The following is a 15,231-nucleotide window of genomic DNA, read 5'->3' on the forward strand; positions in this document are numbered from 1 at the left end:
CCCATGCAACAGCTCGTCGTCGCGCCGGTGCTGCTGCCGCTCGTGACGGCAGCGCTGCTGCTGTTGCTTGGCGAACAGCGCCGCTTGAGCGCCGCGGTGCTCAACGTCGTCTCGACGTTGGCGGGCCTGCTGCTCGCCGTGGCGCTGCTGGCCTGGGTGGACCATCACGACGCGCCGAGCGCCTTCGGGGTCTACCTGCCCGGTAACTGGCCCGTGCCGATGGGCATCGTGCTGGTGGTGGACCGGCTGTCGGCGCTCATGATGGTGCTGGCCGGCAGCGCGGGCCTGGCGGCGCTGCTGTTCTCGCTGGCGCGCTGGCACCGGGCCGGCGTGCACTTCCACCCGCTGTTCCAGTTGCAGCTGATGGGGCTGTACGGCGCCTTCCTCACGGCCGACCTGTTCAACCTGTTCGTGTTCTTCGAGGTGCTGCTGGCAGCGTCCTACGGGCTGCTGATGCATGGCGGCGGCGGCGCGCGGGTGCGCTCGGGGCTGCACTACATCGCCATCAACCTGGTGGCGTCGCTGCTCTTCCTGATCGGCGTCGCGCTCATCTACGGCGTGACCGGCACGCTGAACATGGCCGACATCGCGCAGAAGCTCGCGCAAGTGCCCGAGAGCGACCGCGGGCTGCTCGGCGCGGGCTCAGCCATCCTGTCCGTCGCCTTCCTCGCCAAGGCCGCGATGTGGCCGCTCAACTTCTGGCTGCCGCCGGCCTACACCGCTGCGGGCGCGCCGGTGGCGGCGCTGTTCACCATCCTCACCAAGGTCGGCGTGTATGCATTGCTGCGACTGTGGACGCTGTGCTTTCCCGCCAGCGCCGGCCCGTGGGCGTCGTTCGGCGGCGAGGTGCTGGTGTGGGGCGGCCTGGCGACGCTGGCCTTCGGCGCGGTGGGCATGATGGCCTCGCAGCGGCTGGACCGCCTGGCCGGCTTCAGCGTCATCGCGTCGTCCGGAACCCTGCTCGCCGCCGTCGGGTTCGACAGCCCTGCGCTCAGTGCCGGTGCTTTGTTCTACCTCGCCAGCTCGACGCTCGCCGGCTGTGCGCTGTTCCTGATCGTCGAACTGGTCGAACGGGCGCGCCAGGTCGAGGTCGCCCCGCCGGCGGACGACGACGACCACCTGCCCGACTTCGTGGTGGCCGCGCCGTCAGAAGACACCAACCTCGACGACGAGCAGCAGGCGCTGATCGGCCGCGCCATCCCCGCGGCGCTTGCCTTCCTGGGCCTGGCCTTCGTGCTGTGCGCCCTCGTCGTCGCAGGCCTGCCGCCGATGTCGGGCTTCATCGGCAAGGTGGCGATGCTCAGCGCGTTGCTCGACACGCCGGCGGGTCCGGCCGGCGCCGCGGCGAAGCCGACGCTCTTCGCGCTGCTGATCCTCGCCGGCCTGCTGTCTACCACGGCCCTGCTGCGCGTGGGCATCCGCCAGTTCTGGGCGCCGCAGAACCGCCCGGCGCCGCGACTGCGGGTGACGGAGGGCGTGCCCATCGCGCTGCTGCTGGGCGGTTGCCTGATGCTGGTGCTGCACGGCGAGGCGGCGCTGGCCTACGCGCGCGCCACGGCGCAGGCGCTGCACCAGCCGCAGCACTACATCGCGGCGGTGTTCCGCGCCACGCCGGTCACCCTCCCTGCTCGTGAGGTGTCGCCATGAAGCGCTGGTTGCCCGCGCCGCTGCTGTCGGCCGGCCTGTTCGCGCTGTGGCTTCTGCTGACGCAATCGCTCGGCGCCGGCCAGTTATTGCTCGGTGCCGTCGTGGCCGTCGTGATGCCTCTGTTGATGGCGCCGCTGCGCCAGCCGGCCGGCCGGATCAAGCGGCCGGACGTGCTGCTGCGGCTGGTACTGACGGTGGGCGGCGACGTGGTGATGTCGGCCCTGGACGTGGGCTGGGGCGTGCTGCGCGCGGGCCGGCGCCCGCCGCGTGGGCACTTCGTCACCGTGCCGCTGGCGCTGCGCGACCCGCATGGGCTGGCGGCGCTGGCGATGATCATCACCGTCGTGCCCGGCACCGTGTGGTGCGAACTGGCGCCGGACCGCAGCGCGCTGCGGCTGCACGTGTTCGACCTCGACGAGGCGGCCGCCTTCGTCGCCCACTTCAAGGCGCGCTACGAGTGCCCGCTGCTGGAGATCTTCCAATGAGCCCGCTGCTCACCCTGGCCATCACGGTCACGCTTTGCCTTTACGCACTGGCGATGGTGCTCGGCCTGCTGCGCCTGATGCGCGGGCCCACCGCGCAGGACCGCGTGCTGGCGCTGGACTTCCTGTTCGTCGTCGCCATGCTGGCGATGCTGGTGCTGGGCATCCGCTACGACAGCGGCATGTACTTCGAGGGCGCGCTGCTGATGGCGCTGTTCGGCTTCGTCAGCTCGATGGCGTTGGCCAAGTTCCTGCTGCGCGGGGAGGTAATCGAATGAGCGACATCGTCGTTGCGCTGCTGCTGCTCGCCAGCGGCGCGCTGGTGCTGACGGCAGCGCTCGGACTGCAACGGCTGCCGGACTTTTTCCTGCGCATGCATGCGCCAGCGCTCGCCTCCACGCTGGCCGCCTGGCTCATCACGTTGGCGTCCATCGTGCACTTCTCGGTGCATGGCCCGGCACTCTCTCTGCACGTGTGGGTCATCATCGTGCTGCTGTCCATCACCGCGCCGGTGACCACGCTCGTGCTCGCACGGGCGGCGCTGTTCCGGCGCCGTCAGGCGGGAGACCCGCTGCCGCCGCCGCTGGGTAGCGTGCAGGACGGGCGCTGAATCCGCCGCTTAGCACCCGCTGAGCCGGAAGCGCCAGCATTGACAGCGCGAACACCAACGCCAACGCGCCAGAACAGCGGCCAATGCCGCTCCTGCAACGGTATGCGGTCCTGCTTCATAAGCACTGGCGCCGGCGCGGCTGTGGGCCTTGCTGCGCACCGGCCGGTTACGCCATGGACGCGCTGCTGCCGCGGCAATTGGCTGCCGCATAGCAGCTCGACACCGGTGCCCGCTTCTGGCCGAAGGCCATCTAGGCGGACGCGTCGGGCGGTAGCAATCGCTGCGGTGCTGTCCTCCTTCGTCGGCGGGCTTCCGCTTCGGGCGGCGGATTCAACCGGTCAACGCAACACATTCGCTGAATCGTTCAGCAGGCGTCTGAAAGCCAAGCGTCTTGCGCGGCCTCTCGTTCAATTGTCTCGCGATCGAATGGAGCTTGTGAGAGTAGCCCGAGATGTCGATGCCCTTCGGCAGGTATCCACCCGGTTGCGTTGGTCCCCGGGCCAGAGCCAAGCGCAGGCAGTGCGAGGTGACAACTATTGGCTCATTGGTAAGCCTGCAGCGTTGGACTGCAGTCCAAGCCGCTGAACGTGCCGATGTTGAGGTAGCCGCTGGCGGCGGCTCTCAGCGTTTGGCCGCAGTAATACGCCAGACCGCATTGCCGACGTCATCGGCGACGAGCAGCGCGCCCCCTTGATCCAGTGCCAGCCCAACGGGAGCGCCGTACAGCTGTGATTCATCGGGCGAGAAGAAGCCCGTGACCACCGGTTCTGGCTTGCCAGTCGGCATGCCTTGCCGGAAGGGCACGAAGACGACTTCGTAGCCACTGAGCGGCGAGCGATCCCAGCTGCCGTGTTCGCTGATGAAGGCGCCACCGCGGAACTTCTCCGACAGGGTGTTGGTGTTTGCAATCAGCAGGCCCAGCGGCGCGACGTGCGACCCCAGTGAATAGTCGGGTTTGATCGCCTGAGCCACCAGGTCGGGCCGCTGCGGCATGACGCGGCTGTCCACATGCTGACCGTAGTAGCTGTAGGGCCAACCATAGAAGCCACCCTCGCGCACAGAGGTCAGGTAGTCGGGCACGAGGTCGGCACCGATCTCGTCGCGTTCGTTGACGATGGCCCAGAGCTTGCCGCCCTGCGCATCCCATTGCAGGCCTGTAGCGTTACGCAGGCCCGAAGCGTAGATGCGGCTGGCGCCGCTGGCCACGTCCACTTCGAGCACCGCTGCGCGGCGGTACTCCACCGCCAGGCCATTCTCGGTGATGTTGCTGTTGGAGCCCACGCCAACGTAGAGCTTGCTTCCATCTGCGTTGGCCTGCAGCGATTTGGTCCAGTGGTGGTTGACGGTGCCGGGCAGGTCGGCCCAAGCCACGCCTGGTGCCGTGATTTGAGTCTGTCCGCTCACGTAGGGGAACCGGACGATGGCGTCCGTGTTGGCGACGTATAGGAATTCGCCGATCAACTGCAACCCGAAGGGAGAATTCAGCCCGGTGAGGAAAACGTGCTTTTCCCAGTCACCTGCAGCGCCGCTTTTGCGCAGCAGAGTGATGCGGTTGCCACCCTTGGCTCCCTTGCCCGAGCTCGCCTTGACGAAGCCGGCGATCAGCTGCTTGGGCGTCGTCACCGGCTCGGTGCCAGGACCATTTGACTCGACCACCAGCACATCGCCGTTGGGCAACGTCAAAAGCTGGCGCGGGTGCAGCAAGCCGCTGGCGATGCGCTCGATCTTCAGCCCAGCGGCCACCTCCGGCATCTGGCCCTGCTTCCAACCCACCCCTTTGGGCACCTGCATCGGTGGCACGAGGAAGTGTTGGGCCGCAGGCAATGTCGGGTCTCGCCCCGACTGCTCTGCCGGGTTCAGGGTGGCCTTGTCGTTGCATCCGCACAAGAGGCCAATCAGTGTGAGCGCCAGAGCGCTGTGAAGTACGCTTTTACGCATGAGCCAGACTCCCCGCCCTGGTGCGGTGCACCGAGACCAGCATGTTTGCGATGGCGAGCAGGATCACCGTGCACGCCGAGAGCAGTGCGCCGGCAGGCACCACGGCATAGGCGTCGCGGCTGTGCACAAAGGAATTGACGATAGCTGCCACTACGGCCAGCAGGTTCAGCCAGAAGTCCAATTTGTCCGGCGCGTGCGATGCCTGCCGGGAGGTCACCCACACCTGTGCGAGGTTGATCAGCCGGGGGATCACCGCGAACACCAGGCCCATGGCGATCAGCCATGCAGCCCCTTTGTCCCAGATCAGCTCGCCACTGCGGGCGTAGACCACATCGAAGATCAATGCGGCCACGAAGCAGCCGAACGGAATTGGGTTGAGCAGACCGTAGACCGCGTTCACGGCGACAGTGGGGGCGGACGTGGTGTTCATTCGACAAGGCTCCGTGCAAATTCCGGGGCAGTCTGCGGCTCGCTTACACAGCCGCTTTTACACCTGTTGTCTTCCATTGGATGCTCCAGATGAGGAGAACAGAATTTAGACCGAAATGCGTGGCGACAGTGTCGGACGACTCCTCTTTACATCGGAGCTCAACGCCGTTTCATTGGGCGGCCCGGCAACGAGTGCAGTGATGTTGCGAACGGTCTTGCTGTGGCTGGGACGTCGTCGCCTACGCCAGCGATCGCGTCGGTCGCCACCGCGCCCCAAGAAGCCCCAGTGCTGGGTCGAGGGGGACTTGTCGGGGAATCTTCTCGCGGTGGGCCGGGGAATCGGCTCGTTGGTGTGCTGCTCAAGACAACCCCCACGCATCCAAAACTCTTCCCGTACGGGATCGAAGCGCCTGGCCAGCACGTTGTCGCAGACGGGCAGCGCGTGGCCACTGTCGGTGGTGTGGATGAACTTGCGCCGCCACAGCGCGCGCAGGCGGTGCTCGCGCATCAGGCGACGCACGCGATGTCGGCCCAGCCGCAGGCCTTTGGCGCGCAGTACCGCGCACAGCCGGCGGCTGCCGTACACCCGGCCGCTGGCAGCAAACTCCGCCTTGAGTTGCGTGCTGGCCAAGCAGGCTGCAGGCGCAGCCCGAGCGCGCTGGCGCGCCCCGTAGTAGCCCGAACGGCTGACGCCCAGCACATGGCACAGGCGGTCCACAGCGACGGCCTTCTTGCTCAGCTGCTCGACGAGTCGGTGACTCAGCGCAGTTCCCGGGCGAAGAAGGCCGATGCTTTTTTTAGGATGTCGACATCGCCTCGCAGTTGCTTGTTCTCGGCTTCAAGCTGACGGATGCGCTGCTGCTCCGCAGTGAGCGGCTTGCCGATGCCAGGTCGGCCGGCCGCCTCCTCATCGAGTTGGGCCAGCCACCGCCTCACGGCGGTCTCGCCCAGCTTCATGTCGCGGCAGACCTCGCCAACGCCAAGGCCTTGCTCGCGAATCATCTGCACGACCTGCAGCTTGAACGCCGCGTCGAAGTGCCTTCGTTGTCTCTTGGTCATGTTCCTCGTCCAGGTGGATTCCACCTATCGAGGTGTCCGTGGAAATTAGACCAGCACAAGCTGAAGCGCATACTTAGCGCCCCCCATCGCTGGAGAATGCTCCATGACTGCCGTAGCTGCAACGTACGCTGGGAGGTCTTTCATGCACAAGGTCTGCGGCACCGGGCCTTACTTCGGACACTACAAGCTCGGCGATGAGTTGGATGCGGAGGCCGCTTGGGTGGAATTGCTGAAGTCTTGGCCTCTCCACGCATTGGCGAGTGATGACGCAACGCGCGCAGCGCACTTCGCCATTGACGTGCAGAACTACGGAGACGCTGCGGCAGAAGCTATCGAGGCTGCGGCTCTTGTCATGACGTTAAGTGACACGGTGGCGGGCTGGCCGGCAGCTGTCCACGCCGAACGAAGGGCGGTCGCCAAACGCGACGTCCTCGAGGCGAGATTGCTGGGAGGCAAAGAGGGCCATTGGCCCGACGCCAACATTCATGGGCCCCGGTCCGAAGTTGGGCGTTGCCAGTGATGGTGGCATCGCTTGCGGATTTCATCGATTCGAACCTTGAATCTATTCTTTCCGATTGGGAAAATTTTGCCGGCACATTGACGCCGGCAGCGGCCGGTTTGGACCAGGCGGCCCTCCGAGATCATGCTGTGCAGATTCTTCACGCAGTCGCTCAGGACCTGAGAACGCAACAAAGCTTTTCGGAGCAGATTGCGAAATCCCGCGGCGAAGCGATCCAGGCGCTACTGCGGCCAGAAACAGCAGCTGAAACCCATGGCTTTCTGCGCGCGACGAGCGGCTTCACGCTGAAGCAACTGGTCGCGGAGTACCGATCGCTTCGAGCAACAGTGCTGCGCTTGTGGTCGGAGGTGCATGTCCCCGGCGTCGACACGATCAACGACATCACCCGGTTCAACGAAGCGATCGATCAAGCGATTGCGGAGTCGGTTCAGTTTTTCGCTTCTGAGACAGAACGGTGGCGAAGCGTGTTCCTAGGCGTGCTCGGCCATGACCTGCGCGGGCCCCTCAACGCCATCTTGCTGACGTCGCAGCTCGTCTCTCGCCTCAACGACGGGACGCCGACGAGCAAGCTCGCCGAACGGCTCATCAACGGCGGGGAACGCATGAAGCATCTGCTCGACGATCTGCTGGATTTCAGCAAGGCGTCGCTGGGCATCGGCATTCCGGTCTTGCCGGCCAACACGAACCTTGCACGAGTCTGCGAGGAGGAAATCGAGCTTCAACGTGCTGCCTGGCCGGCACACACCATCGAATTGGAGCAGCAGGGGGAAACGCAGGGCTTGTGGGACGCAGACCGGCTGAAACAGGTAATCGGCAATCTCGTCTCGAACGCGGCCAAGTACGGTGCTGCAGGCGCTCCTATACGCGTGGGTCTATTGGGGAATGAGACCGATGTGGTGCTTTGCGTCGAGAATGAGGGCTCCATTGCAGAGGGCTCGATGGACGTCCTATTTGAGCCCCTCAGGCGCGAGGCGCACAGTGAGCTTCCAGACGCGGAGAGAGCCAGTTTAGGACTAGGTCTGTTCATCGTGCGGCATATCGCTACCGCCCATGGCGGCACGGTTTCCGTCGCATCGTCAGCCGGCAGGACGGTGTTCAGCGTCACATTGCCACGTCAACGCGTCTGATTGCACCGTTTCCGGCGGAAACGTCAAGTGCGACACCCGACCGGTTCAAACGCGTCGAGCTTGCGGCCGCCTTTCATTTCCAAATTAGCCGCGGGTAAGCCCTTCCCCAGTCTCTCGGCGCCGCGGCTTGGCTGCTTGGGCTAGTCTCGTCGGACCAACTTGAGGCCAAGCATGCAGTTCTCCGAGCTGTTCACCCAAGGCGCCAGGCTGGTCCTGCCGATCGCCTGGGCCAAGGGTTTGACTTCGTACTTCGACTATTCAGGGGCGAATGTCGAAGTGCTTGTGCCCGACGCCGGCTTGCGAGCCGCCATCCACCGCATTTTGTTGGGGATGACGGATTGCTTCGATTCTGGCTTCCTGATGTTCACCAGCGAGGCGGCGGTACCGGCAGACGGCATGAGCCTACTGGTGATTCGCGCCGCCGGTACGGGCGCGGTGTCAACGGCGCTCGACGGTGTGCTCCGACGCCTGCAACTGCAAGCCGAGTCTATGGCGACAGTCGACGGCAAAAGTCGCACGGTGAAGGCTCATGGCGTCTGCCCTGCTACGGGTGGCCGCGTCCAGTTCACCGATGCTGGAAGGGACGGCCTGGCCCTGTCTGTCGAAACGCGCGTGCAGGTTGCCCTCCTGCCAGACACCGCCGAACACCACGCATATGCAGGCGACGCAGGTGCTTGGCTCGTAAGTGCCCGACCAGGCCGGCTGGACTCCGTTGACCGTCGCTTGAGGCGACATGGCTGGCAGACGAGAAAGTTTCCATCGCTTGAGGATGCGACCGCGCTTCTATTGAGCGGAACTCTCGCCAAAGAGACCGTGCCGATGTTGCTCGTCGCGGCAGAAATTGACGGCCATGAACTGTCGTTCATGGAGAAAGTGGCCATGACATTGCCAAGCGTCAGCACAGTTCTGGGAGTGCTTGCCGGATCAGAGTCCCTCAAGGCTCGCGAGCGCACCCCGGTGGACATTCGTGTGCTGCCCCTCAGTCCGGCAGAACTCGAGCGCTTCACTTTGCGTGCCGATCGCGCTTTGTCCAATGACGAAGCGCGTCAGACCGCGCCGAGCCCGTTCTATGTGCAAGATATCAAGCGTGTCTTGGTCGTCGATGACAGCACGGTGAACCAAATATTGTCGAGGGCGCAGCTCGAAATGCTCGGCTACAACGTATCGGTGGCGAGCGACGGGGAGGAATCGATCAAGGTTTGCCTGGAAGACCCGCCTGACGCGGTGTTGATGGATGTCGACATGCCCGTCTTGGATGGATGCGGAGCCACGCGTCGCCTACGCGAGTTGCAGCGCCTCGGTCTGCTTGCACCGTTCCCGATCGTCGCGTCGACCAGCGCCGAGGAAGCGGGCGCTCGGCAACAATGTCTCAACGCCGGCATGGACGGCTTCCTGCCCAAACCGATGGACGTGGCTCTCCATGCCGATGAACTGCATCGCCTCTTGCCGATGCAACCCGTCCTCGGTCCTTAACACTGACGCCGGCATACATCGCGCTGAGGCGAGTTCTCAGAAACTTTCTCAGCTGTAAGTTCTTGCTGAATCCGGTAGGTGGCTACAGCGACGTCACGTCCTCAACGTCTACCGGCCCTTCAAACTTCGTGCATGCGATCTCAGCCCTGTTGCATGCAGCGTAAGAGTTCGGCGAAGACATCTTGACCCAGCACTCAGGTGCTCAAGCCGCCGTTGGCGTCACGCGCTGCGTGGCCCGACCATGATGATGGCCATCCCTGCCAAGCTGACCGCAACCCCCACCCAATCGGACGTCGAGGGCTGGACGTTGTCGACCAGCATCAGCCACACCACGGCCACGCCGATGTACACGCCACCGTAGGCCGCGTAGACACGCCCTGAAGCGGTCGGATGAAGCGAGAGCAGCCAGGCAAATAGCGCCAGACTCGCAGCCGCCGGGATGAGCAACCAGATGGTCTTGCCTTGCTTCAGCCACAGGTAGGGCAGGTAGCAGCCGACGATTTCCGCGACAGCGGTGACGACGAACAGCGCCAGGGTCTTCAGAAGGTCCATCCAGGAATTGTGATCGTACCCCTTGCCCCTCAAGCTACTTGAGGTTCTACCTTTGCGATGTGGGCGTTGTGCCCAAGCATCGGAGGCGGACATGAAACCTTGGAAGGCTGTTTTGGGCGCCGGCGTCGGCTTGGGCGCCGCTTGCGCCGCATGCTGTGCAGTCCCGCTTCTGGGAGGCGCCGCATCGCTGATGGCGGGCACCACAGCGCTTGCAGCCGCCGGCTCCGCGTTGCTGGCCTGCGCTGATGAACTGGCATACCTTGGGGCCGGGCTGCTAGGGTTGGCTGCGGCGGTAGGCGCCGTGGTCTGGTGGAGGCGCCGCGCTCGGCGTCAGGCTCAATCAACTGTTGGCTGCGGGGGGAACTGCAATGCAAGTCGCGCCTGACGTGCCCATCGCCTGCACGCCGTCCTCTGCCGGGTTGCCTAAGCGGTTGGCCTGGATACGGCAATTCACAGCGCTGGCGCACCGCCTGGAAGGACCGATCTTGCACCTCACCTATGCGCGCATGCTCGGGCGCAGTTGGAGCGCATCGTCGCGACTGAACAGCAATGCTGCGGCTTCCTTCGCTTCGACCTGCACGACACCCCAGGGGCCATCGAACTGACCATTGAGCCCCCTGCTGAAGCCGGTGCCGATGCACAGTGGCTGTTCGACCAGTTCCTCCCGCAGCCGGATGCCGCGAAGGCGTGTGGCTGCTCGCCGGGCGCGTGCGGGGGAATGGCTAGGATGGCGGCATGAGCGCAAGACTCTCCATCGGGCTTGTTGCCCGGCGCACCGGTGCAACGGTGCCCACGGTGCGGTACTACGAGGACATCGGGCTTTTGCCGCCCGCCGCGAGAACCGAGGCCGGTCAGCGTAGCTATGACGAGGCCACTATCCGGCGCCTGGTCTTCATCCGCCGCTGCCGAGACTTTGGCTTTTCCATCGAGCAGGTGCGGGAGCTGGTCGGGCTCGTCGATGAGCCCGACCGCCCGTGCGCCGAAGTTCGCGACATCGCTGCCGCCCACCTCGGGCAGGTACGGCAGAAGCTTGAAGAACTGAAGGCGCTCGAAGCCAGCTTGAGCACGTTCGTCTGTAGCTGCGACACCGCCTGTTCAGGCGGCCCGGCCGTCGACTGCACCATTCTCGAGGACTTGGCATTGCCGGCAAACAAGGTCCAGGTTGTGCGCGCAGCAAGTTGCTGCGGATAGCAGCCCGCGAGTGACCGCTCCCGGGCCGTCTCTTGCGGCCGAGCCCGACATTCCGCTTTGGGCACATTGCTGACAGCCAACTCAGCAGAGCGACGGGCGGCAACCGCTGCAAAGGCGTCCCTTAACTTCTTGGCTGAACCCTGTTGCTTGTCGCCCTCGCCGGCTCGGAAGCCTCATGCAGGCTGTCGTCACGAAGCAGCTCAAAATGCCATGGCAGTGCGCAGAGGGTCGTTCGGGTCGCGTTCCGGCATATCTTTGCCGGAAAAATATTCCGGCATAACCTGATCAAACGGCCAGGAATTGCCGGAATCCAAATACGTGTAGCCGCTTTTTACCCATGAAGACTGGTCCCTCCGGCGGGAATCGAACCCACATTTGCCGCTTAGGAGGCGGCCGTTCTATCCATTGAACTACGGAGAGCAGCACCCGCGCGGCAGCTGCCGTGCGAGGGCGCGGATTCTCGCATGCACGGCCGCGCAGCCCGGCCAGCGCCGCGTGAGCATTTCAGACCGCAGTTTTGGCTATCGCTGCCATTGGGACGATTTCATTGATCCTCGCTGGGTCGACTCCTAGACTGCCTCGCACCGTACACATCCCTGGAGGCAACGATGTCCAACGAACCCAAGTGCCCGTTCTCGGGCGACGCCCCGAAGCGCCACAAGCACACCTCCGCCGGCTCGCCGGGCAACCGCGACTGGTGGCCCAACCAGCTGAACGTGGCCATCCTCCACCAGCACTCGCCGCGCGCCAACCCGATGGGCACGGCCTTCAACTACACCGAGGCCTTCAAGACGCTGGACCTCGACGCCGTCGTCAAAGACCTGCACGCGCTGATGACCGACTCGCAGGACTGGTGGCCGGCCGACTACGGCCACTACGGTCCCTTCTTCATCCGTATGGCCTGGCACGCCGCCGGCACCTACCGCACGGCCGACGGCCGCGGCGGCGCGGGCACCGGCGCCCAGCGCTTCGCGCCGCTGAACAGCTGGCCGGACAACGGCAACCTCGACAAAGCCCGCCGCCTGTTGTGGCCGATCAAACAGAAGTACGGCAGCAAGATCTCCTGGGCCGACCTGGTCGTGCTGACCGGCAACGTCGCACTCGAATCCATGGGCTTCAAGACCTTTGGCTTCGCCGGCGGCCGGGCCGACATCTGGGAGCCCGAGGTCGACATCTACTGGGGCCCGGAGAGCGCCTGGCTGGCGACCAGTGACAAGCCGAACGGCCGCTACAGCGGCGAGCGCGATCTGGCCAACCCACTGGCCGCCGTGCAGATGGGCTTGATCTACGTGAACCCCGAAGGCCCGGACGGCAACCCCGACCCGGCCGCCTCGGCGCGTGACGTGCGCGAGACCTTTGCCCGCATGGCCATGGACGACGAGGAGACCGTGGCGCTGGTGGCCGGCGGCCACACGTTCGGCAAGGCGCATGGCGCGGGCGACCCCAAGCACGTTGGTGCCGAGCCCGAGGGCGCGGACCTCATCGAGCAGGGCCTGGGCTGGTCCAACAGCTTCGAGACGGGCATTGCAGGTCATGTCATCACCAGTGGCCTGGAAGGCGCCTGGAAGCCCAACCCGACGACCTGGGACAACGGCTATTTCGAGACGCTGTACGGCTTCGAGTGGGAGCTGACAAAGAGCCCCGCTGGCGCCCACCAATGGCGGCCGAAGAACGGCGCCGGTGCCGACGCGGTCGTCGACGCCCACGACCCGAGCAAGCGCCACGCGCCGATGATGTCCACCGCCGACATGGCCTTGCGCGTGGACCCGGCCTACGAGGCCATCTCGCGTCGCTTCCTGGCCAACCCGCAGCAGTTCGCCGACGCCTTTGCCCGCGCCTGGTTCAAGCTGACCCACCGCGACATGGGCCCCATCGCGCGCTACCTCGGCCCGCTGGTGCCCAAGGAAGAACTGATCTGGCAGGACCGCGTGCCGGCGGTCGACCACGCGCTGGTCAGCGAGCAGGACGTGGCTGCGCTGAAGGCCCAGGTGCTGGCCTCGGGCCTAAGCATCTCCGAGCTGGTCTCCACCGCCTGGGCCTCGGCCTCGACCTTTCGCGGAAGCGACAAGCGCGGCGGCGCCAACGGCGCGCGCATCCGCCTGGCGCCGCAGAAGGACTGGGCCGTCAACGAGCCGGCGCGGCTGGCCAAGGTGCTGGCCAAGCTGGAAGCCATCCAGCAGCAGTTAAACGCGGGCGGCAAGAAGATCTCCTTGGCCGACCTCATCGTGCTGGCCGGCGGCGCCGCCGTCGAGGCTGCGGCGAAGCAGGCCGGCCAGACCATCGCCGTGCCTTTCACGCCGGGCCGCACGGACGCGTCGCAAGACCAAACCGACGTTGAGTCTTTCGCCGTGCTGGAGCCGGTGGCCGATGGCTTCCGCAACTACCTGAAGCCGGGCGTGGATGGCGCGCTGGCTGCGGAGCTGCTGCTGGACAAGGCCCACCTGCTCAACCTCAGCGCGCCGGAGACGACGGCGCTGATCGGCGGCCTGCGCGTGCTGGACACCAACTTCGGGCGGTCGAAACTGGGCGTGCTAACCACGCGACCCGGCGTGCTGACGCAGGACTTCTTCGTCAACCTGCTCGACATGCGCACCAAGTGGCGCCGCTCCGAGACCTCACCCGAGGTCATCGAAGGCTGCGACCGCAGCACGGGCGAAGTGAAGTGGACGGCCAGCGTGGTGGACCTGGTGTTTGGCTCCAACTCGCAGCTGCGCGCGATTGCCGAGGCGCTGGGCGCCAGCGACGCCAACGCCGCCTTCCTGCGTGACTTCGTCGCGGCCTGGGTGAAGGTCATGAACGCGGACCGGTTCGACCTGCGCTGAGGCGCACCCACTGTCTGGTGCCCGCGGGGCCCGTGCGCTGATTTGGCGCACGGGCCCTTCTTCATTGCCGGCTTGACAAACGGCGGCGCGCGTCAAATACTAAACCAAATGGTTAATCAAACAGATGCCGCCCTCGACTTCGTGTTCGCCGCCCTGTCGGACGCGACGCGGCGCCGCGTGCTCGAGGAGCTGGACGCGGGCAGCGCCAGCATCAGCGAGCTGGCCCAGGCGCACGACATGTCACTGCCCGGCTTCATGAAGCACCTCGCCGTGCTCGAAGCCGCCGGCCTCATCGTCCGCGCCAAGGAAGGCCGGGTCGTGCGCTGTGAGCTCGACGCCCTACCCATGCAGGCCGCTGCGGCCTGGATCTCGCGCTACGAGCGCTTCTGGAACGAGCAGCTCGATGCGCTCGGCCGCTATCTGCACCACCAAGAGGAAATCACGCCATGCAAAGCACCCAGGAACAGCGGGCGCCCGCCCAGGTCCGCCTCGAGCGGCACTACCCCGTCGCCGTCGAAAAAGTCTGGCGCGCCTGGACCGAGCCGCAAGCGCTGAGCCGCTGGTTCAACGCCGGCAAGCCCGGCGCTGTCTCCGAGGCGGAGATCGACCTGCGCGTGGGCGGGCGCTACCGCATCGTCACGCGCATGGCGGACGGCCAGACCAACGACGTCGGCGGCGAATATCTGGAGATCGCTCCGCAACGCCGTCTCGTCTTCAGCTGGGCCTGGCACAGCACGCCCGATCGCGTGTCGCGCGTCAGCATCGACCTCTCGGCGCAGGACGGCGGCACGACGCCGCTGTTCGTGCACGATCGCTTCTTCGACGAGCAGGCCCGCGTCAACCATGAGCGCGGCTGGCTGATGGCCTTCGAGCACATCGACCGCCTGCTCACCACACCCCAGGAGGCCTGACGATGAAACACGAAGGAAGCTGCCACTGCGGCCGCATCAAGTTCGAGGTCGAAGGCGACGTCGATTCCGGACTGTCCTGCAACTGCTCCATCTGCCAGCGCAAAGGCTCGCTGCTGTGGTTCGTGCCGCGCGCCTCGCTGCGCCTGTTGACGCCCGAGAGCGACACGGCCAGCTACACCTTCAACAAGCACGTCATCCAGCACGTCTTCTGCCCCAACTGCGGCATCCACCCGTATGGCGAAGGCAAGGCGCCGGACGGCAGCGCGATGGCGGCGGTCAACATCCGGTGCATCGAGGGCATCGACTTGGGGGCGGTGCCGGTGCATCACTACGACGGGCGGTCGAAGTAGCTGACGGAACTTAGCCCTTCATGCGGATGCGCATGAAACCGCGGACCGGCGCCGGGCCGTCCCAAGCTGGCCCGCAGGCGATGTGCTTGCGGCTCAATGCCGCAAGCATCGCCGTCCCCT

General features: G+C 65.5%; 18 protein-coding genes, 1 tRNA gene and 1 pseudogene. 13 read left to right on the plus strand and 7 right to left on the minus strand.

The features are described from left to right. The first annotated feature begins 3 nt into the window (after positions 1-3). Genes ACXRVZ_RS19665 through mnhG form a run of 4 tightly spaced genes read left to right on the plus strand, consistent with a single transcriptional unit; the run spans position 4 to position 2,739 of the window. Positions 4-1,647 carry a monovalent cation/H+ antiporter subunit D gene (locus ACXRVZ_RS19665; RefSeq protein WP_457425940.1) on the plus strand — a complete coding sequence of 548 codons (1,644 nt, stop codon included), beginning with the start codon at positions 4-6 and terminating at the stop codon, positions 1,645-1,647. Further along, positions 1,644-2,132: a Na+/H+ antiporter subunit E gene (locus ACXRVZ_RS19670; RefSeq protein ID WP_457425924.1), complete on the plus strand. Its 489-nt coding sequence runs from the start codon at positions 1,644-1,646 to the stop codon at positions 2,130-2,132. The genes ACXRVZ_RS19665 and ACXRVZ_RS19670 overlap by 4 nt, the downstream gene beginning before the upstream one ends. Then, complete coding sequence (locus tag ACXRVZ_RS19675; protein ID WP_457425922.1) at positions 2,129-2,407, plus strand: K+/H+ antiporter subunit F; 279 nt, start codon at positions 2,129-2,131, stop codon at positions 2,405-2,407. The genes ACXRVZ_RS19670 and ACXRVZ_RS19675 overlap by 4 nt, the downstream gene beginning before the upstream one ends. Further along, a complete protein-coding gene (mnhG, locus tag ACXRVZ_RS19680) occupies positions 2,404-2,739 on the plus strand; it encodes a monovalent cation/H(+) antiporter subunit G (protein WP_457425920.1) in 336 nt (111 codons plus the stop codon). Before ACXRVZ_RS19675 ends, mnhG begins: the two co-directional genes overlap by 4 nt. 330 nt (positions 2,740-3,069) lie before the next feature. Here the strand turns inward: mnhG and ACXRVZ_RS19685 are convergent. The 5 genes and pseudogenes from ACXRVZ_RS19685 to ACXRVZ_RS19705 form a co-directional block, all read right to left on the minus strand. Further along, positions 3,070-3,213: pseudogene (locus ACXRVZ_RS19685) on the minus strand (IS30 family transposase); the annotation flags it as partial. A 147-nt stretch (positions 3,214-3,360) separates the two neighbouring features. Then, positions 3,361-4,677, minus strand: coding sequence for a PQQ-dependent sugar dehydrogenase (locus ACXRVZ_RS19690; protein WP_457425918.1), 1,317 nt, complete (start codon positions 4,675-4,677; stop codon positions 3,361-3,363). After that, on the minus strand, positions 4,670-5,107 hold the full coding sequence (locus ACXRVZ_RS19695) for a DUF2231 domain-containing protein (protein ID WP_457425916.1): 438 nt from the start codon (positions 5,105-5,107) through the stop codon (positions 4,670-4,672). The genes ACXRVZ_RS19690 and ACXRVZ_RS19695 overlap by 8 nt, the downstream gene beginning before the upstream one ends. A 105-nt stretch (positions 5,108-5,212) precedes the next feature. Beyond that, a complete protein-coding gene (locus ACXRVZ_RS19700; RefSeq protein WP_458232736.1) occupies positions 5,213-5,737 on the minus strand; it encodes an IS3 family transposase in 525 nt (174 codons plus the stop codon). 128 nt (positions 5,738-5,865) lie between these two features. Next, a complete protein-coding gene (locus tag ACXRVZ_RS19705) occupies positions 5,866-6,189 on the minus strand; it encodes a transposase (RefSeq protein WP_457425912.1) in 324 nt (107 codons plus the stop codon). Between the two features lie 118 nt (positions 6,190-6,307). On the opposite strand from ACXRVZ_RS19705, the gene ACXRVZ_RS19710 reads away from it, so the two are divergent. The 3 genes from ACXRVZ_RS19710 to ACXRVZ_RS19720 all read left to right on the plus strand — a co-directional run bounded on the left by ACXRVZ_RS19710 (position 6,308) and on the right by ACXRVZ_RS19720 (position 9,285). Next, positions 6,308-6,685, plus strand: a complete 378-nt coding sequence (locus ACXRVZ_RS19710) for a hypothetical protein (protein WP_457425910.1) — start codon at positions 6,308-6,310, stop codon at positions 6,683-6,685. Next, complete coding sequence (locus ACXRVZ_RS19715) at positions 6,685-7,812, plus strand: ATP-binding protein (protein WP_457425908.1); 1,128 nt, start codon at positions 6,685-6,687, stop codon at positions 7,810-7,812. Before ACXRVZ_RS19710 ends, ACXRVZ_RS19715 begins: the two co-directional genes overlap by 1 nt. 171 nt (positions 7,813-7,983) lie before the next feature. Beyond that, positions 7,984-9,285, plus strand: a complete 1,302-nt coding sequence (locus tag ACXRVZ_RS19720) for a response regulator (protein ID WP_458232737.1) — start codon at positions 7,984-7,986, stop codon at positions 9,283-9,285. Between the two features lie 219 nt (positions 9,286-9,504). On the opposite strand, the gene ACXRVZ_RS19725 is transcribed toward ACXRVZ_RS19720, so the two are convergent. Next, the gene (locus ACXRVZ_RS19725) at positions 9,505-9,837 is read right to left on the minus strand and encodes a YnfA family protein (protein ID WP_457425904.1); all 333 of its coding nucleotides are present in this window, start codon (positions 9,835-9,837) and stop codon (positions 9,505-9,507) included. Between the two features lie 520 nt (positions 9,838-10,357). Between ACXRVZ_RS19725 and ACXRVZ_RS19730 the strand changes: the two genes are divergently transcribed. Continuing rightward, on the plus strand, positions 10,358-10,576 hold the full coding sequence (locus tag ACXRVZ_RS19730; protein ID WP_457425902.1) for a hypothetical protein: 219 nt from the start codon (positions 10,358-10,360) through the stop codon (positions 10,574-10,576). Next, complete coding sequence (locus ACXRVZ_RS19735; RefSeq protein WP_457425900.1) at positions 10,573-11,028, plus strand: MerR family transcriptional regulator; 456 nt, start codon at positions 10,573-10,575, stop codon at positions 11,026-11,028. Before ACXRVZ_RS19730 ends, ACXRVZ_RS19735 begins: the two co-directional genes overlap by 4 nt. Positions 11,029-11,373: 345 nt before the next feature. Here the strand turns inward: ACXRVZ_RS19735 and ACXRVZ_RS19740 are convergent. Next, positions 11,374-11,448, minus strand: a tRNA-Arg gene (locus ACXRVZ_RS19740). Positions 11,449-11,636: 188 nt separating this feature from the next. On the opposite strand from ACXRVZ_RS19740, the gene katG reads away from it, so the two are divergent. The 4 genes from katG to ACXRVZ_RS19760 all read left to right on the plus strand — a co-directional run bounded on the left by katG (position 11,637) and on the right by ACXRVZ_RS19760 (position 15,111). Continuing rightward, positions 11,637-13,850 carry a catalase/peroxidase HPI gene (gene katG / locus ACXRVZ_RS19745; protein WP_457425898.1) on the plus strand — a complete coding sequence of 738 codons (2,214 nt, stop codon included), beginning with the start codon at positions 11,637-11,639 and terminating at the stop codon, positions 13,848-13,850. Positions 13,851-13,958: 108 nt separating this feature from the next. Continuing rightward, positions 13,959-14,405 carry an ArsR/SmtB family transcription factor gene (locus tag ACXRVZ_RS19750; RefSeq protein ID WP_457425896.1) on the plus strand — a complete coding sequence of 149 codons (447 nt, stop codon included), beginning with the start codon at positions 13,959-13,961 and terminating at the stop codon, positions 14,403-14,405. Further along, positions 14,297-14,761 (plus strand): SRPBCC family protein, encoded by a 465-nt coding sequence (locus tag ACXRVZ_RS19755; RefSeq protein WP_457425894.1) that lies wholly within the window; start codon positions 14,297-14,299, stop codon positions 14,759-14,761. The genes ACXRVZ_RS19750 and ACXRVZ_RS19755 overlap by 109 nt, the downstream gene beginning before the upstream one ends. 2 nt (positions 14,762-14,763) lie before the next feature. Beyond that, positions 14,764-15,111, plus strand: a complete 348-nt coding sequence (locus ACXRVZ_RS19760) for a GFA family protein (RefSeq protein WP_457425892.1) — start codon at positions 14,764-14,766, stop codon at positions 15,109-15,111. The last annotated feature ends 120 nt before the right edge of the window (positions 15,112-15,231 follow it).

The organism is Roseateles sp. P5_E8 (genome assembly GCF_054177665.1).